Genomic DNA, 25,387 nt, shown 5'->3' on the forward strand with positions numbered 1-25,387 from the left:
GCTGTCATGCACCGTGTGCCATCATAGATGTTGACTCGCCGGGACAAAAAGGATACATGTGGTACCCATGAAGATGGAAGCAATTAAAAATACGGCCCTTTCCGCTGTTTTTAAAGGCGGGCAAATTCTCTCCTCCATGGTCGACAGCTCCTTCCACATCGACCGCAAAGGGCGCATCGATCTGGTCACCGAGGCGGACACCGCCTCGGAAAAGGCCATCATCGAAACCTTGACCCGGGCCTTCCCGGATCACGACATCCTGGCTGAGGAGAGCGGGGCAACCGAGAAAAAAAGCCCGTACCGCTGGGTCATCGACCCATTGGACGGCACCACAAACTTTGCCCACGGCCTGCCGCTCTTCTCCATCTCCATTGCCTTCCAGGCCCACGGCGAGACCTGCTTCGGGGTGGTCTTCAACCCCGTCACCAACGAACTCTTCACGGCAACCAAAGGCGAAGGCGCCTTTCTCTGCGGGCGTTCCATCTCGGTGAGCGACGCCCCGACCCTGGAAGAGAGCCTTCTGGTCACCGGGTTTCCCTACAACGCCCGAGAGATCCTGCCCGGCCTCATGGCACGCTTCGAGGCCTGCCTGGACGCTGCCCAGGGGGTCCGCCGCCTGGGATCCGCCGCCCTGGACCTCTGCTACCTGGCCGCCGGACGATTCGACGGCTTCTGGGAAGAAAATCTCAAGGCATGGGACACGGCTGCCGGGGTCCTCATCGCCCAGGAGGCAGGGGCCCGCGTCACCGGCTTCAGCGGCGAGACCTTTACGCCCGGGGACGCAGAAATGCTTGCCACCAACGGCAAGATTCACAACGACATGATGACACTGCTGACGACATCAACGGCCTGAGGCACCAACAGGGTACCGAAACGCCATTAAACCATAAGGGGACCTATGCATAACGATATTGTCTTCGTCCAGAAATCGGAAGCCTACCTCGACTGCTTCGGCAACTTCGACATCAACGACAAGGTGTGCACCAAACACTGCGCCCTTTGCCTGAAATGCATCATCGAGCGGGACCAGAACGATCGCATGGAGCTCATCGAGGACCTCATGAACACCGAGGCCATGCCCGCACGGCTCCAGTAAGCACCACACGACACACCATCAAAAAAACCCGACAGGACCTCACCCCATATCGAGGTGCCCTGGCGGGTTTTTGTTTTTTTCATACAAAAACAGAGTAACTGGCAAAAAGCCTCCGGCGGCGAGGTGAGCCACCTCGAAAGCTGATTGCCATTGCGCTTTGCCCTTCGTTCCTCAGAGCAAAGCGCAATGGCCTTCGGCTCGGGCTACGCCCGACATAACCGCTGAGGGTTTGTACGGGCTGACGCACAAGCTTCGATGCAACAGGATACGTTGTCGCTACGAGTCCATTATGGATTTAACCGCGCTGCCTCCGGTGGCACGTTGTGCCCCCTTGAAAGCAGATTGGGATGCGTGTCTTAATAATCGAAAAATATAGGCCAATGGACTGTCCCCGAGGCCATTGGCAACCTGGGGTCCAGGGGATTATCCCCTGGCCGCCGGAGGCGAGGCATTTACGCGTCAAAAAATCTTGGACGGATTGAGGATGCCCTTGGGGTCGAAGAGTTTTTTGATGCCCCTCATGATCTCCAGCTCTTTCTCCCCGATCTCCCTTCCGATGTACTCCCGCTTGGTGATCCCCACCCCGTGTTCGCCGGAGAGGGTCCCTCCCAGGGCCAGGGTGTGGTCGAAGATCTCGTCGATGACGGCATCGGCCCTGAGCTTTTGGGCTGCGTCCTTTTTATCGATCATGACGTTGAAGTGGATGTTGCCGTCCCCGGCGTGGCCGAAGCTCACCATGGGAAGGCCGTACTCTTTTTTGAGGGATTCGATCTTTTTGACCATCCTGGGAATGGCGCTTCGCGGCACCACGATGTCTTCGTTGATCTTGTCCGGCCCGAAGAGGTAGAGGGCAGGCGACACCTTCTTGCGCACTGTCCAGAGACGCTTGGCCTCTTCGGCGTCACGGGCCTCCTCCACGGCCATGGCCCCCGCCTCCTTGACGATCGTTACCACCTCTTCCATGGAGGTGGCCACCTCCGACGCCGAGCCGTCCACCTCGATGAGCAAAATGGAACGGCACCCTTCAGGAAGGTTCAGATCGGCGATGGACTGGGCGCAGACAATGGAGGCTTCGTCCATGTACTCCACGCAGCGGGGCAGGGTCCCTGAGGCGATGATCTTTGAGACGGCCTCGGCCGCCTCTTCCATGCTTTCAAAGGAGACCTTGAGGGTGGCGGTGGCTGCAGGCAGGGGCAAGAGCTTGAGCAGGATCCGGGTGATAACGGCCAGGGTCCCTTCGGACCCAACCAGAAGACGGGTCAGATCGTACCCCACCACACCCTTGGCGGTTCGCACGCCGGTATGGACGATCTCCCCGGTGGGCAGGACCGCCTCCACGCCCAGGACATAATCCCGGGTCACACCATACTTCACGGCCCGGGGACCGCCCGCACATTCGGCCACGTTCCCCCCCAGGGTGGAGATCCCTGCGCTGGAGGGATCCGGCGGGTAGAACATCCCCTTGGCCTCCACGGCCCTGTGAAAATCGCCGGTGATCACCCCGGGCTCCACCTCGGCGATGAAGTTGTCCGCATCAATCTCGACGATGCGGTTCATGAGGGTGGTCACAAGGACCACGCCCCCTTCCACGGCCACCGAGCCCCCGGTGGTTCCTGTCCCGCTGCCCCGAGGCACCACGGGAAACCCCAGTTCAGAGGCCAGGGCCAGGGTGCGGGAGATCTCCTCGGCACTTACGGGGAACACCACCGCATCGGGGATGCATCGCGCATTTCGCGCATCGTACGCGTAGCAGACGCAGTCTTCCTTTGATGTCTTCAGACGCTCCTTCCCGTATATTTTCGCAAGGGCGGAACGCGCCTTTCTCCTTAATTCCATGTTGTCCCCACTACCAGTGTTTCTGGCGGTCCAACTCACGAAGCCCCTCCTCTTTGAGGCGGATAATTTCGTGAGGTTCAATACCCAGGCCGCGGGCGATGACCTCGGCCCGATTCAACTTTTCCAGGATCTCCTGGATGCGACGTTTCTTTTTATTGTCAGATCCCCAGACGGGTTCATTCGATGAAATCATAAGACCCTCCAGCTGAAGGTGAAAGGAAAAAACCACTCGCTTACACGCGATCATTGTTTACGTGAGAGCACAAAAACAACACGCCTTCAAACGGTCTTCGTCGCAGCAATGCCTCTGCATGCTTCTTCAGAAAACCGTCCTAAAAATCGCCGTTTTCAATCTTTCTGGAAAGATACTCGATCTGATTTCGCATCTGGACTTCCTGACGGATGTCCTTTTCAATGGTTCCCACGGCATGCATGACCGTTGCGTGGTACCGATTGAAATTTTTCCCAATGGCCTGAAGGGGCTGGTCGGTGTATCGGCGTGAGAGGTAGATGGCCACCTGGCGGGGTTTCACGATGGTCTTTTTTCGTGACTTGGATACAATGTCGGTGGGTGTGATATTAAATTCACGACAAACAAGCTTTTTGATCACATCAATGGTAACGCGCTTCTTCTTGGTGGCGATGTTCTTCACCACGCTTTCGGCCAGATCAAGATCCAGGGGCACGCCCATGAGAGATGACTTGGCCGTCACAGACACCAGACCGCTTTCCAGCTGGCGAATGTTGTCGGTGAGTTCACCGGCCAGGTACTCAATGATATCCATGGGAAGCTGGTGCCCTTTTTTGGCGGCCTTCTTTTTCAGGATCCGAACGCGGGTCCTGAAATTGGGGTCCTCGATGGGAGAGATCAGCCCGGAGGTAAACCGGGATGCCAGCTGCTCGTTCATCTTGGGAATGTCATTGGGCAGATAGCAGCTGGAGAACATGATCTTCTTGCCGGACTCCATGAGGTAGTCCAGTGTCATGGCCAGCTCGATCTGGGTGCGCTCTTTGCCGCCCAGAAAATGGACGTCTTCCAACAGCAGCACATCACACTGGGAACGGTACTTCTCCTTGAACTGACCGGCGGTGTCATTTTTAAACGACCCGATCATTTCGTTGGTGAAGTCTTCGGCCGTGATGTAGTAGACACGCTCCCCGGGCTTCTTCCGGTTGATGTGATGACCGATGGCCTGGGTCAGGTGGCTTTTGCCCATCCCCGTATCGGACAGCAGAAACAGGGAGCTGTTCTGGGCCTGGGTGGATGAGGCAAGGGACAGGGCCGCTGAGTAGGCAAAATCGTTGTTACCGGAGACCACAAAGTCGTCCAGGGTAAAGTCGGGCCTCAGCATGCGACCGCTGTGCATCACGGGGTTGGCCACGTTGGGAATGACCAGCTGGGTATCCACCTTCTTCAGCCCTTTTTTTACTACGGGGCCGCGGCTTACGCCGTTTGTTCCCTTGCGAACATCAAAACAGAGACTGATATCTGACCCGAGAAGGGTCCGAACTTCATTCTGAATCATGGAACCGTAGTGATCCTGAACCCGCTTTTTTGAAAACAGGTTGGGGCACGAGACTCGAAAGTCATTCCCACTCCTGTCCTCGAACTTTACAGGTTCAATCCACATTCGGAAACTGTGTCCGGGGAGTCTTTCCTCCAGCACAGCTTTAACATTATTCCAAACCGATTCCATACAGTATGCTCACCAAATAAAAAACAATAAGAGGCTATTCCCTTTACAGGGCTCGTTAGAAAACCACCAAAATTTCTGATTATTCCCGATACATTGTAGAATACCAAGGATAGAAACAGAGGACGGGATCCCCCATAGTGATGTAAAATGGTATTAATCCAACGTGATGACCCCGTCAACCCGAATATCTTCGATTTTCAGGATCCGCCGCAACGCCCCCACATGACAACATAAGATACCGTTATGATACACAATACAATTATGGATTCTCGCAACCCCCCATAAATATTCCCGATTCTTCAACACTGTTTTATCTAACTATATTCGAATGATCCACGGTTTCCTTTCCAAAGACGACAAATACAAAAACTCGCGTTTTCTTCATATTGCTCTGATTTGCTCCATTTTTCAGCATACCCACCCTGCCACCCCATCGGATCACCCCAAATACTGCACCATTTAGCCCCCTTAGGTGAGTTCCCCTTTTTTCTCCCACACCCCCCTGGGGCGTTGCCCCCAAGGGCCCCATAAAACACCCCTTTCACGGCCTCCCCCCAACCTGTTGCCCCATGCCCGATGCCCACCACAACATAGGGGATGCCCCTGGGAGTTCCTCCCGAGGCAACATATTTTCATCCCACCCATTGGTCCCTTTCATTCTCTTTTTTGCATTCCCCTGAACCAACGCTGCTGATATATATAGGTGGAAGAAGCCCGGTATCCGGCTGTTCGCATGCTGTCATCATGTTTATCGCAGAATTCCGGAACCATACAGCAGAACCCCAAGGGTGTCGGCGCCCCCACCATCCGTGCCCGCCCTATATAATAAAGGAGCACACATGACCCAGCTTCCCCTGCTGGCCCTGACCATGGGCGATCCCTGCGGGATCGGCCCGGAAATCGCCGCCAAAGCCTTTCACTCCCCAAAAGCCCATGAAAACATGCGCCCCCTGCTCGTGGGCGACGAAGCAACCATGGCAAGAGCCGTTGAAACCACCGGCGTACCCTTAACGATCCGGACTGTCAGCTCGGTCAGCGAGGCCCGCTTTACCCCGGGCACCATGGACCTTCTCCCCGTCTCCTCCCTGGCCCCCGACGAAGTGGTACCCGGAGCCCCCACGGCCCGTACGGGCCAGGCCATGATCGATGCCATCACCCGCTCTGTGGACCTGGCCCTTTCCGGAGAGTGCGATGCCATGGTCACCGGCCCCATCCACAAGGTGGCCATGAAGCTGGCCGGATCCGAATTTCACGGGCACACCGAGCTCATCGCCTCCCGCACCCGCGCCACGGAGTTCGCCATGATGATGGCCGGAGACCGCCTCAAGGTGGTGCTGGTCACCATCCACATCCCCCTGCAGGAGGTGGTTCGCCAACTCACACCCGCCAAGATCACCGACCTCATCAGCCTCACAGCCCGTTCCCTCACCGAGCGATTCGGGGTGGAGAGTCCGCGCATCGGCGTGGCAGGCCTGAACCCCCATGCCGGGGAAGAGGGCCTCTTTGGCGACGAGGAGAGCCGCCTCATTGCCCCGGCCGTGGAAACAGCACGGGCCCTGCATCCGGAATGTGCCATCAGCGATCCCTTGCCCCCGGACACGGTCTTTTTCAAGGCCGCCGAGGGGCACTATGACGCCGTGGTCTGTATGTACCACGACCAGGGCCTCATCCCGTTTAAGATGGTCCATTTCCATGACGGGGTGAACACCACCCTGGGGCTTCCCATCATCCGCACCTCCGTGGATCACGGCACTGCCTACGACATCGCATGGAAAAACATCGCCTCGGAAGGCAGCCTCCTTTCCGCCATGCACATGGCCGCCATGCAGGCACGAAACCGAATCCGCAGGTAAATACGGATGCGGAAACCTTGCGCCGCCCTCAGGCGGCGCACCATGCCCTTCATCAGGAATCAAACACACCATGGTTCAACCTGAGATCACAATATCCGGAGCCCGGCAGCACAACCTGAAAAACATCGACGTCTCGTTTCCTAAAAATGCCCTGGTGGTGGTCACCGGGCTTTCGGGATCGGGCAAATCGTCCCTGGCCTTTGATACCCTCTACGCAGAGGGCCAGAGGCGATACGTTGAGTCCCTTTCCACCTATGCCCGTCAGTTTTTAGGGCAGATGGAAAAACCCGACGTCGACTTTATCGACGGGCTTTCGCCGGCCATCGCCATCGAGCAGAAGAGTTCTTCCCACAACCCCCGGTCCACGGTGGGAACCGTCACCGAGATTTACGATTTCCTGCGACTTCTCTATGCACGGGCGGGCACGCCCCACTGTCCTTCATGCGGCAAGGAGGTGGGCTTCCGGTCCCTGGATGAGATCATCGGTGAGGTCCTTGACGAGCCCGAGGGCACACGGATCCTGATCACGGCCCCCCTTCCGGCCATGGCACCCGATGCCGCGGCGGCCATGCTCAGGCGCCTCAGGCGAGAAGGGTATTCGCGGGTCCGCGTGGGAAGCCGACTCTACGAACTCGACGACCTCCCCGAGGGATTTCGTGTGGATGACCACCCCTTTGACGTGATCATCGACCGCATCGTCATCAAAGAGGGCATGCGAAACCGCCTGGCCGACTCCCTGGAGCTTGCCGCCCGCACCGCAGACGGAAAGGCGGGGATCGACCTTCTTGCCGAGGGAAGCACGGAGGTTCGCCACACCATCCTCTACTCCGAAGAAAAAGGGTGCAGCGAGTGCGGCATCACCCTGCCCGATTACACGCCGGCCACCTTCTCCTTCAACTCCCCCCAGGGAGCCTGCCAGCGCTGCGGTGGCCTGGGAACCACCGAAGGGTTCGACCCGGGACTCATTGTCCCGGACCCGGACCTCTCCCTCCGGGAAGGGGCGGTGGCACCCTGGGCGTCGCGAAGCTCCGTTCAGTTCGCAGAATTCCTGGATGCCCTCACCCACCATTACGGCACCTCCATCTACACACCGTTTCGAGAGCTTTCCGCAGCCTTTAAAAAAGTGGTCCTGAAAGGGTCGGGAAAGGAGACCATCCCGTTCTACTTTGAGAAAAAAGGGCGACGGGTCACCTATGAAACCCCCTTTGAAGGGGTGATTCCCGCCCTTCAAAAGCGGCTGGACGACGCCACCACCGCATCGGAAAAAGAGGACGTCCGCCGGTTCATGACCCAACACCCCTGCCCTGCATGCCGGGGCTCGCGCCTCAACGACCTGGCCCGGGCCGTGCGCATCGACGGCCATGCCATCTCCGACATCACCGCCATGTCCGTAGAAAAGGCCCTTGCCACCCTCTCGGAATTCTCCTTTTCAGGAAAAACAGCCCTGGTGGCGGCCCCCATTCTGAGGGAGCTCACCAGCCGCCTCACCTTTCTCACCGATGTGGGCCTCTCCTACCTCACCCTCTCCCGGGGCGCCACCACCCTCTCCGGCGGGGAGAGCCAGCGCATCCGCCTGGCCACCCAGATCGGCTCCAAGCTCTCCGGGGTTCTTTATGTGCTGGACGAACCCAGCATCGGCCTCCACCAACGGGACAACCGACGCCTCATCGACACCCTGAAAAAAATCCGGGACCTGGGAAACACCGTGCTTGTGGTGGAACACGACACCGACACCATCTACGCCGCAGACCACCTCATCGACATGGGGCCCGCCGCCGGAATTCGGGGAGGGCAGGTGGTCTACTCCGGCCCTCCTTCGGGCATCACCGCCTGCGAAGAGTCCCTCACCGGCCTCTATTTTTCAGGACGCCGGGGCATTGAGCCGCCCCTGAAGCGACGCCCCCACGACAAAGGGTGCCTGACCCTCATGGGAGCCCGGGCCAACAACCTGAAAGAGGTCACCGTGGACTTTCCCCTGGGAACCCTCACCTGTGTCACCGGAGTCTCGGGCTCGGGCAAATCCACCCTGGTGCTCACCACCTTAAAGCGGGTCCTCTCCCAGAAGCTTTCGAGCGCCAAAGAACGTCCCGGTGATTACACGCGCCTTGAGGGTCTCTCGTTGGTGGACCGCGTCATCGGCATCGATCAATCCCCCATCGGCAAGACCCCACGGTCCAACCCGGCCACCTACACAGGGCTCTTCAACGCCATTCGCGATATTTTCGCAAAAACCAAGGAGGCCAGAGAACGGGGATACAAACAGGGACGGTTCAGCTTCAACATGAAGGGGGGACGTTGCGAGGCGTGCCAGGGGGACGGCATCGTCAAGATCGAAATGCACTTTTTGCCCGACGTCTATGTGCCCTGCGACGTCTGCGGCGGAAAACGCTACAACCGGGACACCCTTGATGTGCGCTACCGGGGCAAAAACATCGCCGACGTGCTGGACATGACGGTAAACCAGGCCTTTGAATTCTTCAAAAGCTATCCGGTGCTGCGGGCCAAACTGGAAACCCTCATCGAGGTGGGCATGGGCTACATCCACCTGGGCCAGGCCGCCACCACCCTGTCAGGTGGCGAAGCCCAGCGCATCAAGCTTGCCAGGGAGCTTTCTAAAAAGGGAGGCGGCCACACCGTCTACATCCTTGACGAGCCCACCACCGGCCTGCACCTGGAGGACATCCGAAAGCTCATGCTGGTTCTCAACCGGCTGGTGGACGCGGGGAACACCATCCTCATCATCGAGCACAACCTGGATGTCATCAAGTGCGCCGACCATGTCATCGACCTGGGGCCGGAAGGGGGTGAGGGCGGCGGCACCATCGTGGCCGTCGGCACCCCTGAAGAGATCGCGGCCAACCCGCACTCCGTCACCGGTCGCTATCTCAAGGAGTCCCTCCCCAACACCCCGGCGGCCCAATAAAAAAGCCGCCCCTCCCGCTTGAGGAGGGGCGGCTGAATAAACAAAACCGCAATGAGGCCGGATGATCAGGCCGGGGAAGCCGGTACCTCCGGGGCGTCGTCAGCTCCCGGTCCGTCCACCTTTCGCATACGCACCTTGGAGAGAAACCGCAAATTGGATTGCCCGAGGGAGACCGTGTCGCCATGGGTCATCTTCACGGGCTCCTTGCCCACCTTGGCCCCGTTCAGCTTAGGCTTGATAAGGCCGGAGACGTGGTTCAGGTAATACCCGTCGTCACGACGAACCACGGTGGCCGCACGCTTTCCCACGAAAAACCCCTTGACCACCACCTCGTTTGATCGGGCGCTTCCCATACGGGTATAGCGCCCCTCCAGCTCGATGCGTCCCTTGCCCCCCTTCTTAAACACCAGGATGGGCAGGGGCTTGGCTGAAACGCCCTTCAGCTCCTTTTGCCTGCCGTTTTTCAGCTCCGAGGTATCAATGGCCATGGTCACATCAAGGCTGCCTGCCTTGGTGGCCGTCAGGGGTGTCTCCTGAAAGGTGACATCGGCCCGGTGCTCGGAAAAGAGAAGCTGGTGCTTGCCCACCCCGAGCTCGTCGCCGTTTGTCAACACCGCCTTTTTGATGCGATTTCCGTTGACGTATGTTCCGTTCTTGCTCTCAAGGTCCGATACGACCACGTTGTTTTCACGGAACTCCACACGGGCATGAAAGCCGGAGACGGCCAGGTTGCCGATGATGACATCGTTCTTCTCATTGCGACCGATGGATAAGGGGCGACCATACTCCACGGTATATTGCCGGATCATTTTTCCCTGGTATTTCAATATCAGGAACGGCATGGGCCAGAACTCCAGAGTAACAACACCGCTTCGCCGGAACACGGGTTGCGATGGCAATGGTTGGATAGCAGGGCGATCAATAAAACCACGTAGATGCAGCCGGTAAAAAAAGGGAGCATGCCCGGAAGGGTCCGCGACCTTACCGATACCATGCCCTTAACTTTCATACTATATATGATTGGCTTTCTGGGGGTCAAGGGATCTTTCCGAGACAATCAAAGCGTCTGTTTTCAATGGTAAAGCGCAGGCAGCCGTTCAGTTCATTAATGCCTACGGTGACACTGCCGGGGACCAGATTTGTGCCCGATTTTATGGATTGGGTTTGTCAAGCAGGTTTTTCAGAGCCACTCCGGCGGCATTACTGATATGGGTGAGCCATGTGCTTTGGGCTACACGCAAAAAGGGTTGGCCCAGCTTTTTTCAAAAAACTGGCCGTCGAAGGCAAGCTCAAAAAAAAGGGCCGGATCGTTTTGTCAACGATCCGGCCCTGAATGTGCTCAGAGACAACGAGGTTGCCCGGAATTATCCGAGGAGACCTGCGATGGCTGCAGCCTGGGGATGCGCGTAGATAAGGATCAGCGCGATAACCAGAGCGTAGATACAGAGTGATTCGATCATGGCAAGACCGATGAGCATGGTTACAGTTACTTTACCGGAAGATTCGGGGTTTCTTGCGATCCCTTCAACGGCGGCTTTGAGACCCATACCCTGGCCGATGCCACATCCGAAAGCTGCGATGGCGATGGCAAGTGCGGCAGAAAAAGAGCTGACCACGAAGAACTGTAATGCTTCCATTTGTTTCTCCTTAATGTAGTGTGTATTGATATTCGGCTTCTTCCATTATCCCAATGTGTAAGCCGTGTAATCCAAAAGCAGTGTGCGATGCCGATCAGTGTGCGTGTTCCAGAGAGCCCTGAAAGTAAATAATGGAGAGCAGGAAAAACACGAAGGCCTGAACAAAGGCAACAAAGATCCCCAGGGCCATGATGGGCAGCGGGGCAAAGTAAAGACCGGCCAGCATAAAGAGGATCCCCAGGACCAGCTCGTGACCCATCATGTTGCCGAAAAGACGGAACGAGAGGGAGAGCACCCTGGCCAGGTGACCGATGATCTCAATGGGCATGATGAGGGGAACCATCCACCAGACGGGGCCCATGAAGTGCTTCACGTATTTGACCCCGTGATACTTCACGCCGATGAAGTGGGTGAAGCAGAACACCACCAGGGCACAGGCGCCGGTTGTGTTCAGGGTCGCCGTGGGCGGAAAGAAACCCGGCACCAGACCGATGAGGTTGGAGACAAAGATAAAAATGAAAATCGTGGCTGCAAGGGGGGTAAACCAGCGTCCCTCCTCCCCCACCGTCTCGACGAGGAAATCTTCCAGTCCGCCGATGACGATTTCGAAGAAGTTCTGCCCCTTGGTGGGGATAAGGGCGGGCTTGCGAGCCGCAACAAAACCGATTCCCGCAAGCAGGAGCATCACCAGCCACGTGTACATCACATGGGGATACTTGTGAGCATAATGATAAAGAGCCCCATTGACGTCAAAGAAATCAACCAGGAACAAAAAGGGATGTGCCATCCTTACACCGCCTCCTTAAAGATGAGTTTCATCAGTTCGCACACCGTTGCCAGGGTGACACTCACCACGACCACAGAGAGTCCGAGAATGAGCCCCAGCGGATCCACAAGGTGCTTTGAAATGAGAAAAAAGATTAGTACCGCACTTATCAAAAACCTGACATAGTACTTTGCCAGGATCACATTCCTCGACGCAAGTTTCCTGGGCCTGAGCCCCTTTTCCAGGGTACGGGCAAGGAGATGGAAATTGACTGTTACGATGAGGGCGCCGCAGGTGAGGCCCATGGCCACGTCAGCAGAAAAAAAAATGGGTCCCAACACAGCAGCCAGGGCAAGAAGCACCCAATTGGCCCGTGTAACGAACCCCAGTATTTTCTGCTGCACCCCCATGTAAATCTCCCATTCGCCTACAGTTTTTTGCTTCTTTTGACCGCAAGAAGAAGATTCCGAAATGCGGCAGCAATACCCAAAACGAGGAAGACAAGCATCAGCACGGGGGTCGTTCCGAAAAAGCGATCCAGAAAAATCCCTACGCCGACACCCAGCAGTATCGAAATGGCAACCTGAAGCCCCAGACTGCTGTAATACGATAACTCTTTGAGGATCTGAGCAATCTCTTTGTTCACAGTGTTCCTTCCTCGAACCCGCAACACAAGGCATTACGGAAGTCAACTCAGCCTTGACTCACCTATCATGCGAATTGCTGAAAGTCAATTCCAAAGAGCACTGAACATCATAGTTTTTAAAGACTTATATCACGCAACCCATGAGACATTCAGGCACATCCGCAACACACCGCCTACCGGTAAACGCATCAAATCAGGGGGCCACAGGGGATTCCTTCCCTCCCTTGCCACCCCGATTCCTCAAATGCACTCCACCGATCCGCAACTCGACTCACCGGCCACCTCACCCACCACGGCAGCCTCCACGCCCAGCCCTTTCATGACGGAAAGGCAGGATTCAGCCTCGGATGCGGGCAGGGTCACCAGAAGCCCCCCGGAGGTCTGGGGGTCAAAGATCAGATCCGCAAGGCTGCGGGGCACCGAAGGAAAGACCTCCACCGACGTGCCGCAGAAATCACGGTTCCGGTATGCCCCGGCGGGCAGGAGCCCCATCTCCGCATACTCCAGCGCCCCTTCCATCACCGGAAGGGAGGAGGCGGACACCACAAATCGTTTTTTTGCACCCCGTGCCATCTCCAGGGCGTGCCCTGCAAAGCCAAACCCCGTCACATCGGTGCAGGCCGTAGGGTGAAAGGTGTCAAGGGCCTCGGCCGCCGACTTGTTCAAGGCGGCACACACCTCCACGAGAAGGCGCGACGCCTCGGCTCCGGCCACCTGCCCCTTGATGGCCGTGGACAGCAGGCCGCTGCCCAGGGGCTTGGTGAGGATCAGGGCGTCTCCGGTGCGCGCCCCGCCATTGGTCAGAAGGCGCTTGGGGTGCACCACGCCGGTGACGGACAGGCCGTATTTGAACTCGGCGTCGTCCACGCTGTGTCCGCCCACCAGGCAGGCCCCGGATTCATGGATGGTCTCAAGGCCCCCTGCAAGGGTCTCGGCCAGCACCTCTTCGGGCAGGGAGTCCGTGGGAAAACAGACGATGTTCATGGCCGTCAGCGGCCGCCCACCCATGGCATACACGTCGCTCAGGGAGTTGGCTGCTGCAATGCGACCGAAGTCGTAAGGGGAATCGGTGACCGGCGTCAGAAAATCAAGGGTCTGGATCAGTGCCGTCTCCCCGCTGAGTTGATACACGCCGGCATCATCGGCACCGTCCACCCCCACGAGAAGCTCGGGGGGACGGGTCACCTTCAACCCTTTGACCACGCGATCCAGGACCCCTGGATCCACCTTGGCCGCTCAACCGGCCGCCTTCACCTTTTCGGTGAGGCGTATGTTCTGCAATCTGTCCGTCACAACCCCTCCTTGCTTACACCTTGATGGTGCGGGCATCGAACACCGGCCCGTCGATACAGACATGGCGGTACGGCGCATCCTCGTCGCTGGATTCCACCACGCATCCCATGCAGGCCCCCATGCCGCAGGCCATGATAATCTCCAGGGAGAGCTCACACAGGGCGTCGTGACCGTCCATGAGATCCGCAACCCCCACCAGCATGGGATGGGGCCCGCAGGCATAGACCTTGGCCGGATTTTTTTCGTTCAAAAGACGGGCCATGGGCGCTGTAATCCGTCCTTTTTCTCCAGCCGAGCCGTCGTCTGTGGTCACCACGACAGGGAACCCGAGCTCACGGAACGCCTCTTCGGCCAGGACATCCTCCCGGGTGCGCCCGCCGATAAAAACGGTGTGGTCCGAAGGCGATCCCCCCTTTGCAAGAATGCGCCTGGCCAGCAGCAGCATGGGCGCAATGCCGATGCCACCCCCGGCAAGAAAGGTGGTCTCCCCGGCCTGGGGCTCGGTGAACCTGTTGCCCAGGGGACCGAGCATGCTGAGGACGTCCCCTTCTTTCATCCCGGCGTAGACGCGGGTATTGGGGCCCACCACTTTGTAAAGGAGAGTGACAACGGTCTTGTCCCCTTGTGTTGTGACGTCATGGATGGAAAAAGGCCGTCGCAGCAGGGTGCCGCCCTTTTCTGCTTTGAGCATCACGAACTGTCCGGGCGCGGCTTCGGTGTAGCGCGCCGGGGCCTCAAGGCCCATGTGATAGTATCCGGGGCTTACCTCCCGGTTCCATAGCAGGGTACAATCGCTAAGTTTCATCATGATTCCATTAATTGTCGATCGTCTTTATGGGGCCGACGGTTTGATGCCGATCACCGTGGCCATCCGGCCGGTTGTATGATTCCGCCGGTACGAATAGTAATGTTCCTCGTCACATCGGGTGCAGCACTGGGCAGCGGCTATGTTCGACGCCGAAAGGCCGGCATCACAGAGCTGGTCCCGGCTGATGGCCCAGAAATCAAAATGGTTGAACCCCACCCGATGGGTGCAAAAGGACCGGGGCAGCTCTGTTTTGTAATGGACAAACTCTGCACAGCAAGGCCCCAGGGACGGCCCGATGCCCGCCAGGAGATCTTCCGGGCGGCACCCAAACCGGTCTGTCATCACTGAAACAGTGGCGGACAGAACGCCTGCCACGCTGCCGCGCCATCCCGCATGGGCATTGGCCACCACCTTCCTGACGGGGTCGGCAAGAACCACGGCCTGGCAGTCGGCGGTGAGGATGGTGAGCATGGCACCTGGGCGGTCCGTCACCACGGCGTCGGCCTCCACCGGCCCGAGCTCCGGCCCGGCGTGAACATGAACGGCGTTTCCGTGGACCTGGGAGAGCACCACCAGCTCGCTGCCGCCGCTCTCCTGCAGAATCGCCTGCCGGTTGGCGGCCACAGCCTCACCGTCATCACCGGAAGACACCCCGGCGTTGAGGCCCTGAAAGGGGCCGGTACTCACCCCGCCTTTGCGCGTAAAACAGCCGTGAAACAGCCAGGAAACCCTGGAAAGGGCGGGAAAGCAATCGTAAACCAGTTCACCTGAACACCTTCGTTCCATGGAGACCTCCCCTGTATCGACGGGGGTTTGTCACATGCCGGTGTGCGGAGACCCCGTCGCTGAAAACCCATGCCCCGCACGATCATGCTCTTTCTGTCAATCGCCTGCTGTAACACATGGGGCGCCGTTCTTCAAGGCAAGGGACGTGCTCACGGGCAGAGACCATGACCTTCCGGTCCATAAGGGCCACCACCTCGCCGTCCGCACTGCCCCCGTGGGCCAGCTCATCCCCCAGGGGCGACACCACCTGGGAAGCACCTTTGTAAATAAGGTTTCCGGAGCGCCCCACCCGGTTGGCCCCCACCACAAAGCATTGGTTCTCCATGGCCCGGGCCTTGAGGAGCGTCTCCCAGTGCACAAGGCGCGCCGCCGGCCACTGGGCCGGGACCACGAGGATTTCGGCGCCATCCAGGACCAGCCCCCGCGCCAGTTCAGGAAACCGAAGATCATAACAGACCATGAGCCCCAGCCGACCGATGGAGGTCTCGGCCACCACAGCCTCGCTGCCGGCGGTAAAATGGAGATCCTCCCCTGTGGGGGAAAAAAGATGAAGTTTGCGGTACGCCCCCTTTATCTCCCCGTCCCGGTCCACAGCGTACAGGGTGTTGACCACCGCTCCGTCCGCCTCTTCGGGCAAAGAGCCTGCCACCACCATGTTCTCCCTCGCGGCAAAGGCTTGGAGGCGGGCCAGGATCTCCGGGGTCTCCCGGGCCATGGTCTCAAGGTTTTTGTTGTCGAACCCGCAGCTCCACATCTCAGGCAGCACCGCCAAATGGCACCCTGCCTCGGCCAGCTTCATCAGCCCCTGAAAGGCCCGCGTAAGGTTGGCCTCAAGCCCCCCTTCCACCACATCAAACTGCACAACTCCGACCACAACCGATGGGTTCATCTCAATCGCTCCTTCAACCGTTAACGTGTCATGTCCCGCCTGGCAAAAACCAAGGCCGAGACCTCGGCGGCCCCGTGCTTTTTCAGCAGGGCGGCGCAAGCTGTCAGGGTGGAACCGGTGGTGTAGACATCATCCACCAGAAGCACCCTCTTGCCCCTGGGTGATGCTCCGAATGCCAGCTCAAAGGCGCCTTTCACATTGGACAGGCGAGCCCTTCGGGACAGCCCGGCCTGGGATGCGGTGGGCCGACTGCGACGCAGCAGGCGGTGGCAGACCCGAATGCCGTCCCTGCCTTCAAAAGGAGCCACAAGAAGGGACGACTGATTGAACCCGCGTTTTCTCAGGCGTTTCCCATGCAGGGGAACAGGAACCACAAGATCAATATCCCACCTTTTTGAATCCCCGTCCAGATACGCACCAAGGGCCCGGACAAAAAGAAGGCGCCCCATGGGGGGCGCCAATGCTCGCTTGTTTTTGTACTTCAAGGCCTGAACAGCCAGGGCCGGGCCACCGTCGTAAAGATAGAGGGCTGTCATGCGCGTCAGGGCACGGTCCGGGTCCATGCAGGCCCCGCACAGAAGCGGTTCGGCGACGACCCCTGGGAGGGGCTCCCCACAGGCAGAACACCGCTGCCCCGAAGGCTCCTGAACCCCGGATCGGCAGGCCGCACACATCACGCCGCACAGCGCCCCGTGAAACAAACCGGCCAGGTCTGCCTCCCCTGGGCTTTGCAGACCGACAGGCGCCTCCCAGGAAAGCAGCACCCCGCAGATCCGACACCGGGGAGGGTACACCAGGCGCCGCACCAGCAGCGCCACTGCCGAAACCCACCGCAACCTCATCCAGCCCCCTGAAACGCGCCTTCTATGGTTAAAGTCGGGTCAACCACGCCCCCAAAAAAATAAAAACGATGCCTCGGGCGGCGAGGCGTGCCACCTCGAAAGCAGGTTGCGAATGCGCTTTCCCCCGTTTCTCGGGGAAAATCGCATTCGCCTTTGATTCTGACAGGCCTGAGTCTGTTTATTCAAGCCTGTTTGCAAAGCCCGTCATCACGATTCAGTCGCCTTCCTGCTCAGCCTCGCTGGCGCACTACTTCGTACATCACGAGGGAGGCTGCCACCGAGGCGTTAAGGGAGTCCACCTCCCCTTTCAGGGGAATGGAGACGATAAAATCACACCCTTTTCTCACAAGGGGACGAAGCCCCTTGCCTTCGCTGCCCACAACAATGCCCAGGGGCGCTGAAAAATCTCCGCCGAAAAGGGTGCTGTCCCCGTCGGCATCAAGCCCTGCGAACCAGAGCCCGTCGGCCTTGAGTTCCTCCATGGCCTTGGCCAGGTTGGTCACCACGGCCACGGGCATATGCTCCAGGGCCCCTGCCGATGCCTTGGACACAAGGGCGGTGAGCTGGGCCGAGCGATCTTTGGGCACCACCACCCCGTGGGCCCCGGCGCAGTGGGCTGTGCGCACGATGGCCCCCAGGTTCCGGGGATCCTCAATGCTGTCCAGCAGCACGAGAAAGGGGACCTCCCCTTTTTTTTCCGCAATGCGGACCAGGTCCTCTGGGGCCATGCCGGGGAGGGCACCGGCGTCAAGGGCCGCCCCCTGGTGCTGGCGGGTTCCGCACAGTCCCTCCAGGGTCTCGGCGTCCACCCGCTCCACCGGTACGCCCGCGTCACGGGCAAGGGACTCCAGGGCATCCACCCGCCGATCCCGCCGACCCGAGGCCAGGATCAGCCTGCGAACCTGGCGCCTGCCGGCCTTCAGGGCCTCCATGACCGGATTGATACCGTACAGCAAATCAGCCGAGGGTTTCCGCACCTTGCCCTGCTTCGTCTGTTTCCCGTGCTTCATCAGGAGGCCACCCCTTCACGACAACTCTTCACCACGGAAACAAAGGCAGCCACGGCTTCATTCAGGTCGTCGTTAACGATCACATGGCTGTAGAAGTCACGCTGATCCATCTCGCCTACGGCATTTTTCATACGCTTTTCGATGGTCTCACGGGAATCGGTCCCGCGTTTTTCAAGGCGCGCCCGAAGCTCGTCCACAGACGGAGGCATGATAAAAATGGTCACGCACTCAGGGAGCGATTCACACATCTGCCTTGCCCCCTGCACGTCAATGTCCAGAAGCACATCAACGCCTTTGGCCACCGTGTCCTCCAGGGTCTCCAGGGAGGTGCCGTAATAGTTGCCGTGCACCTCGGCCCACTCGGCCATAAGCCCTTTTTCGATGCGCTCTTCAAAGGCCTCACGGGTGATGAAGTGGTAATCTTTCCCATTCTCCTCGCCCCCGCGGGGAGCCCGGGTGGTGTGGGAAATAGAGTAGGTGATGTCGGGGTAGGCCTTGAGGAGCTCCCGGCACAAAGTGGACTTTCCGGCACCCGACGGCGCCGATACGATATAGATATTGCCTCGTCGTTTCAAAATCTCTCCTGAGAGGGCCTACTCGGCCTTCTCCTCTTTCCCACCGTCCCTTAGCTGGGCGTAGCGCTGGGAGATGGTTTCCGCCTGAATGGCTGAAAGGATAACGTGGTTGCTGTCCATCACGATGATGGAACGGGTCCGCCTGCCGTGGGTGGCGTCCACCAGCCGCTTGTCATCCTTGGCATCGTCCTTCAACCGCTTCATGGGGGCTGAGTTGGGAGAGACGATGGCGATGACGCGTTCTGCCACCACGCTGCTCCCGAAACCGATATTTAATAACGCCTGCTGTTCCATAATCATTTCCAAAGGGGGTAAGGGTTGCGGGCGCCAGGGCCTTCATGCCCCGGGCCACCCGCCAACACGTTGTCAACCGACGCCGCTCGGCCCTACTCGATGTTCTGGACCTGCTCGCGCATCTTTTCGAGTTCGGACTTCACCTTTACAATGATATGGGCAATCTCGGCCTTGCCGATCTTTGAGCCCATGGTGTTGAACTCCCGGTTGAACTCCTGCAAAAGGAAGTTGAGCTTCCGGCCCGCCTCTTCGTCTCCGTCCATGATGGAGCGAAACTGCACGATGTGGCTCCGGGAACGGGTGATCTCCTCGGAAATATCGCTTCGGTCGGCCAGAAGGGCTGCCTCCTGGGCAATGCGCGCCTCGTCCACTTCCACGGCGCCGCCGCAGAGGGTGGCGATGCGGTCCATAAGGCGTTCCCGATAGATGGCAGGCAGGGCACCGGCCCCCTCTTCGATGGTGTCCAGGGAACCCTCCACGGTATTCAGGCGCTCTTTCAAGTCGTCGGCCAGAAAGTCCCCCTCCTTGGCCCGCATGGCATCCAGCCCGGACAGGGCTTCCGTCAGGCACGCCTCCACCACCTGCCAGTGATGATCGTAGTCGGTCTCCATCTCCTTGGGCACCACCAGGCCGTTGATATGCAGCAGCTGATCCAGGGTAACGGTCGCCTCAATGCCGGCGGCCTCGGCCGCCTCCTTCAGGGCCAGGCCATAGGCGCGGGCCTTGGCCGTGTCCGCCTCAAAGGCGATGGCGTCGTCGGCTTCATTTCGGATCGTCACGCGGGCCTCCACCCGGCCTCGCTCCAGGCGAGACGCGATCACCCCGCGCACCTTCTCTTCAAATCGGCTGTAGCCGTGGGGAACTTTGATATGGGTATCCAGAAAACGGCTGTTGTAACTGCGAAGTTCCACTTCAGCGGTCACATTGCCGTCCATTTTTTCCGCCCGGGCATAGGCGGTCATGCTTTTAACCATGGGGCATTCATTCCTTAAATGTGTGATGAAGCAAGGCGTCGTAGCGCCTGCGGACATCCGTCAGAAAATCAATCATCAACGGCTCGGTGTAGTCGGGAAATGTCCAGGGCAGCGGGCGAAACGCACCGGCCCTGTATACCAGGGTCAGATCCGCATAGATTCCCTTGCCGATGCAGACCCTGTGGGCATGGTCCTTGGCCGTGGCCAGCAGGAACCGGGCATTTAAAAGAAGCCCGGGATCGATATTGACTCTCCGCCTTGCATGAATTGAAAAATCGTCTTCCAGGGCGTTGGTGAGGCCCTTGATCTCGGCCAGGGCATCCTGGCCCACGGGCCGGGCAAAGGAGAAAACCCGCCGGAAAAGGGGCTCTCCCATCTCGGCTTTGTAGTAGGAGGTGCTGCTGAACGGCATCCACGGACTCACCATATCCACAGGGCCGAACCGATCCACCAGGGCCGAAGCGACATGTCGCAGCAGCCCCGACTCCTCGGTCAGCACGCCGATCACCAGCTTTGCGGGCAACATCTCTGTGGGCCGCATGACCTATGAAAGGGGCTTGGCCTCTTCGGCCAGCATCACGGGGATGCCGTCCCGGATTTCATACACGAGCTTGCAGGCCCCGCACACCAGGCCGTCTCCGGCCTCATTGAGTTCCACCTTCTCTTTGCACTTCGGGCATGCCAGAATGTCGATCAGTTCCTGAGAAATCGTCATGTGATTATCCAATCCAAATGTGTCTATTTTTATTGATGCCCACAAAAAACCGCTCAGCACACGGCCTGTGGGACACAAGGCTTAATGGCTCGTATTTGGGAACATCCGGGTGGAGCAGGATCAGGCCCCGAGCAAATTTCAGGCCGAGGCGCCCACCCTTTTCCTACAAATGTCTATCTATATCAGATGGGTCAACCCCATGCAATTCCCATTTAAATTGACACTCCCGGGCGCATCTCCTATCATGACTGGTTTGTTATGTCCTTAAAACCCCTTTTCCGGTGAGCGTAGCCCCCTGCTGCCGCCACCCCGGAGTCGGCCCCATATGACCCTCTCTCGATTCACCACAGGCCTTGTCCTTTCGGCATACAACCTCCTCTGGAAGGCCGCCGTGCCCCTGACCCGAAACCACAAGCGCCTCAAAGAGGGCCACCCCCAGCGGACCCTCTCGGAGAACCGGCTCACGCCCTCGGATATCTGGATCCACGCGGCATCCGCTGGAGAGTCCTACATAGCCGCAGAGCTGGCAACAGAGCTGGCCGGAGACGAGGCCCCCCGCATCCTCATCACCACCCACACCCGGCAGGGCCTGGAGGTCCTTGAAAAACAACTGGCAGGGGCCGATGCGACACATGTCACCGCATGCTATGCTCCCTTTGACGCCCCGAGCCTTATGAACAAAGCGTTTCAACAGGTAGCACCGCGCCTCCTCGTTCTTGTGGAGCTGGAACTCTGGCCGGGCATGCTGGACGCGGCAAAAAAAGCCGGCACAACCATTGCCGTTATCAACGGGCGCCTTACCCCCTCAAGCTTCAAGGGGTATACCCGATTCAAAGGTCTTTTGGCCCCACTTGCCCCCGATTTCATCTCGGCCATCTCAGCCGGAGACGCAGACAGGCTGAAAGCGCTTTTTCCAGCCACCCCGGTGGAGGTAATCCCCAATATCAAATTCGACAGAATACCTGAAGCGGGTTCCCCCGCGGCTCCGGTCCCCAACCTGTTCCCCGATGCCGAAGGACGCACCATCTACCTTCTGGCCTCGGTTCGGGAAGAAGAAGAGCAGGTGGTTGCAGACATGTGCCGGGGACTCCTTGAGCGTGACAAAAATGCCCTCATTGCCTGGTTCCCACGTCATATGGAGAGGGTAGACCCCTTATGCCTGGACCTGGAAAGCGCTTGCCTTGCGCCCGTCAGGCGCTCTTGCTGCCCGTCTATGGATGCGGACACCCGCCTCGTTGTCTGGGACCGGTTCGGTGAGATGGGAGCAGCCTTTGCCTCGGCCCACAGTGCCTTTGTGGGCGGCAGCTTTGCCGACCTGGGCGGGCAGAATATGCTGGAACCCCTTGCCGCAGGCCTCATCCCCGTCATGGGGCCATTCTACAGCAACTTCTCGTGGGTGGGGGACGACCTCAAACAGGCGGGCCTTTTAATCACCTGCGAGACCGCCGACGAGGCCGCAACACAGCTGGTGCGCCTTGCCGGGCTCTGCCAGGAGCGCCAAAAAACCTTAAAACGCTTTCAGGAGCTCATCGCCAGCCGCCGTGGGGGCACCAGGGCCACCTGCAGACACCTCATCCGACTGGCTGGCATGTAAAAAGCATGCCCCTTAGCAATTGAGGTTGCCTTCTATGGCCAATGCGGGCTTCCGGCGGCGAGGTGAGCCACCTCGAAAGCACATTGCGGTGGTTTAGACAGAGATACTCTCACCCATCAAAGGTACGGAAAACGTTATCGTAGCGCGCCCATTATCGGTTTAGCCGGACGGCCTCCGGCGGAGACTCGGAATGATGACTTAAGACCTGTTTGTCAAACTTTTTAAAAGCTTGGCCCCCGGCAGGGCCGCCGGAGGCAAAAATCTAAATGCGTTAGCCCTTCCCCGGCGCCATAACACCCCTTCACCTGGTCAGGCATGGGTGGTATACTGTCGCCCACCAAACATGTCACAACAGCCAAAGCGGCATCCGTGCAGAAGTCACGACAAGCAAATACCACCGGGTGACACTGCAACACGCGGCAAATGTGCCTTTCTCCACGGGCGCAACCGCAGCAGTTACGTCACCATGTTAACCTTTGAATAAAAGAGTCCTCCATGCCCTCATCCATTCCCTGTATCGGCATCATTCCGGCACGCTACGACTCCTCCCGGTTTCCCGGCAAACCCCTGGCCCACATCGCCGGAAAGCCCATGTTCCAACGCGTCTACGAACGGGCCTCAAGCTGCCCGTCCATCAGCCGTGTTCTCTTGGCCACCGACGACAACCGGATATATGACGCGGCCAAAACAGCCGGTGTGCCCGTGGTAATGACCTCTTCAGCTCACCGCAGCGGAACCGACCGCGTCCTTGAGGCGGCCAGAATCATCAATGCCCCCGAGCACGCCGTCATTGTCAATATCCAGGGTGACGAGCCAGCCCTTGCCCCGGCCATGCTCACTGAGCTCACGGCGCCCTTTTTCACAGATCCCGCCATCCGGGTCACCACCCTGGCCACGCCCATCTCACCGGAGGAGGCAACAAACCCCAATCGCGTCAAGGTGGTCACCGATGAAGCGCACCGTGCCCTCTACTTCTCAAGAGCACCCATCCCCTATCCCCGCGACGATGCCTTTGACGGGTACCTGGGACACGTTGGACTCTACGCCTTCCGTATGAAGACCCTGGAGGTATTCGCAACCCTTCCCCAGGGAACCCTGGAGCAGGTGGAAAAACTGGAGCAGCTCCGGCTCCTTGAAAACGGCATTCCCATACACGTGGGTATTACCCGCCATCAAAGCGTGGGCGTGGATCATCCCGACGACATCCCCATCGTCGAGCAGCTCCTCGCGCACACACCAGACAAATAAGAACCCGGCAGAACAACAATAAAGGGCCAATTCAATTTAAACCGCGCACATAAAGTGAAACCACCCCATGCCTGAAACACCCCGGACAACACCAACCCTGGCCGTTGCGGTCATCGTTAAAAATGAAGCGGACAATCTGTCCGCCTGCCTGAAAACCGTTGAGGGATGGGTCGATGAAATCATCATCCTCGATTCGGGCAGCACCGACGAAACCGAGGAGGTGGCCAGGCAGTTTACCGACCGCTTCTTTGTCAACGCCCAGTGGCCCGGCTTCGGCCCCCAGCGCCGCATGGCCCAGAGCCACGTCCAGTCAGATTTTGTCCTCTGGCTGGATGCGGACGAACGGGTCACCCCGGAACTCCGTGCCAGCATCCAGGCGGCCGTTGCGGCCAACGCTCCTGCAAAGGTCTTTCGCATCTCCCGCCTGAGTTGGGTGTTCGGGCGCTATATCCGGCATTGCGGCTGGTACCCGGACCGGGTGGTGCGGCTCTACCCCACCGGCCTCACCGGCTATGACGATTCCCTGGTCCACGAAAAGGTGGAGGTCACCGATGACATGACCGTGGAGGACCTGTCGGGCGACGCCATCCACTACACATACAAGGACCTGCACCACTATCTGGTCAAATCGGCGGGATACGCAAAGGCATGGGCTGACCAACGGAAAGCTCGCGGAAAAAAGGGAAGCATCTCACAGGGCATCCTGCACGCCCTGGGCTGTTTTTTAAAGATGTACGTTCTCAAGGTAGGATTTCTGGACGGCAAACAGGGATTTTTGCTCTCCCTGCTGTCGGCGCATTCCACCTTCGTGAAATACGCCCATTTGTGGATCATGCGACAAAATCAGATGCCCATGGATTGATCTTCAACAGGGCCTCGGAAATATCAATGCGGCCCATGTCCGTCTCCCCCTCTACCCCGCCGCCTTCGGGCGGACAAAAGGCCAGGTGCCGCCCCTCCGAGTTGAGGGGCATCCATCGCAAGGGGGTTGAGGAGCGCCGCCGGGGGAAAAAACCCACAGTGGGAACATCCAGGGCCCCGGCAATGTGAAGGGGTCCCGTGGACCCGGCAAAAAAGAGCGACGCACAGGCAATGGACGTCGTAAAGTCCACGAGTCCCTCGTTTTTATCATACAGCACCGCGTGGCGTCCCCGCTCTTCAACCATGGACAGCAGCCTCCGGGCATTGTCCTCTTCCCCCGGCCCTGCCGTCAACACCACCTCGCAATGGGAAGGAAGCCCGCAGATCAACTCCGCATACTGCCCTAAAGAAAGATTGTTGGCAGATCCGCCTGACCCCGCGTGCACAAAAACCCATGGAATGCCCCGGCCAATCGAAAGCTGACCGGCAAGCTTTTGGCGCTGCAAGGCGACCCGTTCGTCACCCAGCGCCACATAAGGCGGCTGAACCTCCACCGCAGGTTGCCCCAGGTCGGCAAGAAAGCTGCGAACCAGGTCCAGGTTGTACTGATACTCCGGCTTTGCCGATTGGGAGCGTCGCTGTCTGACCCGACGCGTATAAAAAATCTGGGCAAGCTTGGTGGCCGGCGCCAGGCGATAAGGGATGCCGGCCTTTCTTACGAGAAGGGCATTGTAGGTCGTGGAGAACAGGTTGATGGACGCATCAAACCGGTGGGACTTGATCTCGTCCACCACCTTTGCCCGGTCGGCGTTGCTTCCCTTTTTGGTGGGGTTGATGATCACATCATCAATCCACGGACACAGCCGAGCCAGATCCGCAGTATACGATGGCACCAGCGCTGCGACCCGGCACTCCGGGAGGGATGCTTTAAGCATGGCAAAACTCGGCCATGCCAGCATAAAATCACCGATTTTATCGTTACGAACAACAAGAATTTTTTTCATCTACCCGTCCACTCAAACCACGTAGACCATTCCAGCCAAC

At 58.8% G+C, this 25,387-nt stretch carries 27 protein-coding genes; 7 read left to right on the forward strand and 20 right to left on the reverse strand.

Features of this window, described 5'->3' with window-relative positions:
• Window positions 1-67: 67 nt before the first annotated feature.
• Together MSL71_RS00950 and MSL71_RS00955 are read left to right on the forward strand one after the other, a co-directional pair.
• Entirely contained in the window at window positions 68-853 is a 786-nt protein-coding gene (locus tag MSL71_RS00950) for an inositol monophosphatase family protein (protein ID WP_180136808.1), read from the forward strand.
• Window positions 854-898: 45 nt separating this feature from the next.
• Entirely contained in the window at window positions 899-1,096 is a 198-nt protein-coding gene (locus tag MSL71_RS00955) for a hypothetical protein (protein ID WP_092207334.1), read from the forward strand.
• Between the two features lie 459 nt (window positions 1,097-1,555).
• On the opposite strand, the gene MSL71_RS00960 is transcribed toward MSL71_RS00955, so the two are convergent.
• The 3 genes from MSL71_RS00960 to dnaA all read right to left on the reverse strand — a co-directional run bounded on the left by MSL71_RS00960 (window position 1,556) and on the right by dnaA (window position 4,629).
• Window positions 1,556-2,932, reverse strand: a complete 1,377-nt coding sequence (locus tag MSL71_RS00960; protein WP_180136809.1) for an FAD-binding oxidoreductase — start codon at window positions 2,930-2,932, stop codon at window positions 1,556-1,558.
• A 10-nt stretch (window positions 2,933-2,942) separates the two neighbouring features.
• On the reverse strand, window positions 2,943-3,125 hold the full coding sequence (locus MSL71_RS00965; protein WP_180136810.1) for a hypothetical protein: 183 nt from the start codon (window positions 3,123-3,125) through the stop codon (window positions 2,943-2,945).
• A gap of 139 nt (window positions 3,126-3,264) precedes the next feature.
• Window positions 3,265-4,629 carry a chromosomal replication initiator protein DnaA gene (dnaA, locus tag MSL71_RS00970; protein WP_180136811.1) on the reverse strand — a complete coding sequence of 455 codons (1,365 nt, stop codon included), beginning with the start codon at window positions 4,627-4,629 and terminating at the stop codon, window positions 3,265-3,267.
• A gap of 839 nt (window positions 4,630-5,468) precedes the next feature.
• On the opposite strand from dnaA, the gene pdxA reads away from it, so the two are divergent.
• Window positions 5,469-6,482 carry a 4-hydroxythreonine-4-phosphate dehydrogenase PdxA gene (gene pdxA / locus MSL71_RS00975; RefSeq protein WP_180136812.1) on the forward strand — a complete coding sequence of 338 codons (1,014 nt, stop codon included), beginning with the start codon at window positions 5,469-5,471 and terminating at the stop codon, window positions 6,480-6,482.
• Window positions 6,483-6,552: 70 nt separating this feature from the next.
• The gene (gene uvrA / locus MSL71_RS00980) at window positions 6,553-9,405 is read left to right on the forward strand and encodes an excinuclease ABC subunit UvrA (protein ID WP_180136813.1); all 2,853 of its coding nucleotides are present in this window, start codon (window positions 6,553-6,555) and stop codon (window positions 9,403-9,405) included.
• 65 nt (window positions 9,406-9,470) lie between these two features.
• Here the strand turns inward: uvrA and MSL71_RS00985 are convergent, their stop codons facing one another.
• The 16 genes from MSL71_RS00985 to MSL71_RS01060 form a co-directional block, all read right to left on the reverse strand.
• Complete coding sequence (locus MSL71_RS00985; protein ID WP_180136814.1) at window positions 9,471-10,247, reverse strand: FHA domain-containing protein; 777 nt, start codon at window positions 10,245-10,247, stop codon at window positions 9,471-9,473.
• A gap of 522 nt (window positions 10,248-10,769) precedes the next feature.
• Window positions 10,770-11,042, reverse strand: a complete 273-nt coding sequence (gene atpE / locus MSL71_RS00990) for an ATP synthase F0 subunit C (protein WP_092207350.1) — start codon at window positions 11,040-11,042, stop codon at window positions 10,770-10,772.
• A gap of 94 nt (window positions 11,043-11,136) precedes the next feature.
• Window positions 11,137-11,829: a F0F1 ATP synthase subunit A gene (gene atpB / locus MSL71_RS00995; RefSeq protein ID WP_180136815.1), complete on the reverse strand. Its 693-nt coding sequence runs from the start codon at window positions 11,827-11,829 to the stop codon at window positions 11,137-11,139.
• Between the two features lie 2 nt (window positions 11,830-11,831).
• A complete protein-coding gene (locus tag MSL71_RS01000; protein ID WP_180136816.1) occupies window positions 11,832-12,218 on the reverse strand; it encodes an ATP synthase subunit I in 387 nt (128 codons plus the stop codon).
• Between the two features lie 17 nt (window positions 12,219-12,235).
• Entirely contained in the window at window positions 12,236-12,454 is a 219-nt protein-coding gene (locus MSL71_RS01005) for an AtpZ/AtpI family protein (RefSeq protein ID WP_180136817.1), read from the reverse strand.
• A gap of 240 nt (window positions 12,455-12,694) precedes the next feature.
• On the reverse strand, window positions 12,695-13,783 hold the full coding sequence (gene selD / locus MSL71_RS01010; protein ID WP_180136818.1) for a selenide, water dikinase SelD: 1,089 nt from the start codon (window positions 13,781-13,783) through the stop codon (window positions 12,695-12,697).
• Entirely contained in the window at window positions 13,761-14,555 is a 795-nt protein-coding gene (locus MSL71_RS01015; protein ID WP_180136819.1) for a dihydroorotate dehydrogenase electron transfer subunit, read from the reverse strand. The genes selD and MSL71_RS01015 overlap by 23 nt, the downstream gene beginning before the upstream one ends.
• A 24-nt stretch (window positions 14,556-14,579) precedes the next feature.
• Entirely contained in the window at window positions 14,580-15,341 is a 762-nt protein-coding gene (gene pgeF, locus MSL71_RS01020; RefSeq protein WP_180136820.1) for a peptidoglycan editing factor PgeF, read from the reverse strand.
• Window positions 15,342-15,423: 82 nt separating this feature from the next.
• Window positions 15,424-16,230 (reverse strand): carbon-nitrogen family hydrolase, encoded by an 807-nt coding sequence (locus MSL71_RS01025; protein ID WP_180136821.1) that lies wholly within the window; start codon window positions 16,228-16,230, stop codon window positions 15,424-15,426.
• A gap of 20 nt (window positions 16,231-16,250) precedes the next feature.
• Window positions 16,251-17,072, reverse strand: coding sequence for a ComFC family protein (locus MSL71_RS01030; RefSeq protein WP_180136822.1), 822 nt, complete (start codon window positions 17,070-17,072; stop codon window positions 16,251-16,253).
• Between the two features lie 230 nt (window positions 17,073-17,302).
• A complete protein-coding gene (gene rlmB / locus MSL71_RS01035; RefSeq protein ID WP_180136823.1) occupies window positions 17,303-18,082 on the reverse strand; it encodes a 23S rRNA (guanosine(2251)-2'-O)-methyltransferase RlmB in 780 nt (259 codons plus the stop codon).
• Window positions 18,082-18,657, reverse strand: coding sequence for a guanylate kinase (gmk, locus tag MSL71_RS01040; RefSeq protein ID WP_180136824.1), 576 nt, complete (start codon window positions 18,655-18,657; stop codon window positions 18,082-18,084). Before gmk ends, rlmB begins: the two co-directional genes overlap by 1 nt.
• Before the next feature lie 18 nt (window positions 18,658-18,675).
• Window positions 18,676-18,951 (reverse strand): DUF370 domain-containing protein, encoded by a 276-nt coding sequence (locus tag MSL71_RS01045; RefSeq protein ID WP_092208119.1) that lies wholly within the window; start codon window positions 18,949-18,951, stop codon window positions 18,676-18,678.
• Window positions 18,952-19,043: 92 nt separating this feature from the next.
• On the reverse strand, window positions 19,044-19,925 hold the full coding sequence (locus MSL71_RS01050; RefSeq protein WP_180136825.1) for a YicC/YloC family endoribonuclease: 882 nt from the start codon (window positions 19,923-19,925) through the stop codon (window positions 19,044-19,046).
• Between the two features lie 7 nt (window positions 19,926-19,932).
• Entirely contained in the window at window positions 19,933-20,451 is a 519-nt protein-coding gene (locus MSL71_RS01055) for a DUF4416 family protein (RefSeq protein ID WP_246317680.1), read from the reverse strand.
• Between the two features lie 18 nt (window positions 20,452-20,469).
• On the reverse strand, window positions 20,470-20,640 hold the full coding sequence (locus MSL71_RS01060; RefSeq protein WP_092207376.1) for a Trm112 family protein: 171 nt from the start codon (window positions 20,638-20,640) through the stop codon (window positions 20,470-20,472).
• A gap of 325 nt (window positions 20,641-20,965) precedes the next feature.
• Between MSL71_RS01060 and MSL71_RS01065 the strand changes: the two genes are divergently transcribed.
• The 3 genes from MSL71_RS01065 (at window position 20,966) to MSL71_RS01075 (ending at window position 24,344) form a co-directional block, all read left to right on the forward strand.
• Complete coding sequence (locus MSL71_RS01065) at window positions 20,966-22,234, forward strand: 3-deoxy-D-manno-octulosonic acid transferase (protein WP_180136827.1); 1,269 nt, start codon at window positions 20,966-20,968, stop codon at window positions 22,232-22,234.
• Window positions 22,235-22,729: 495 nt separating this feature from the next.
• Complete coding sequence (gene kdsB, locus MSL71_RS01070) at window positions 22,730-23,482, forward strand: 3-deoxy-manno-octulosonate cytidylyltransferase (RefSeq protein ID WP_180136828.1); 753 nt, start codon at window positions 22,730-22,732, stop codon at window positions 23,480-23,482.
• Between the two features lie 67 nt (window positions 23,483-23,549).
• Window positions 23,550-24,344, forward strand: a complete 795-nt coding sequence (locus MSL71_RS01075; protein WP_180136829.1) for a glycosyltransferase family 2 protein — start codon at window positions 23,550-23,552, stop codon at window positions 24,342-24,344.
• Here the strand turns inward: MSL71_RS01075 and MSL71_RS01080 are convergent.
• Window positions 24,313-25,347, reverse strand: a complete 1,035-nt coding sequence (locus MSL71_RS01080) for a glycosyltransferase family 9 protein (RefSeq protein WP_180136830.1) — start codon at window positions 25,345-25,347, stop codon at window positions 24,313-24,315. The genes MSL71_RS01075 and MSL71_RS01080 overlap by 32 nt on opposite strands.
• Window positions 25,348-25,387: the final 40 nt, after the last annotated feature.

The organism is Desulfoluna butyratoxydans, from assembly GCF_900699765.1.
Classification (GTDB): domain Bacteria; phylum Desulfobacterota; class Desulfobacteria; order Desulfobacterales; family Desulfolunaceae; genus Desulfoluna; species Desulfoluna butyratoxydans.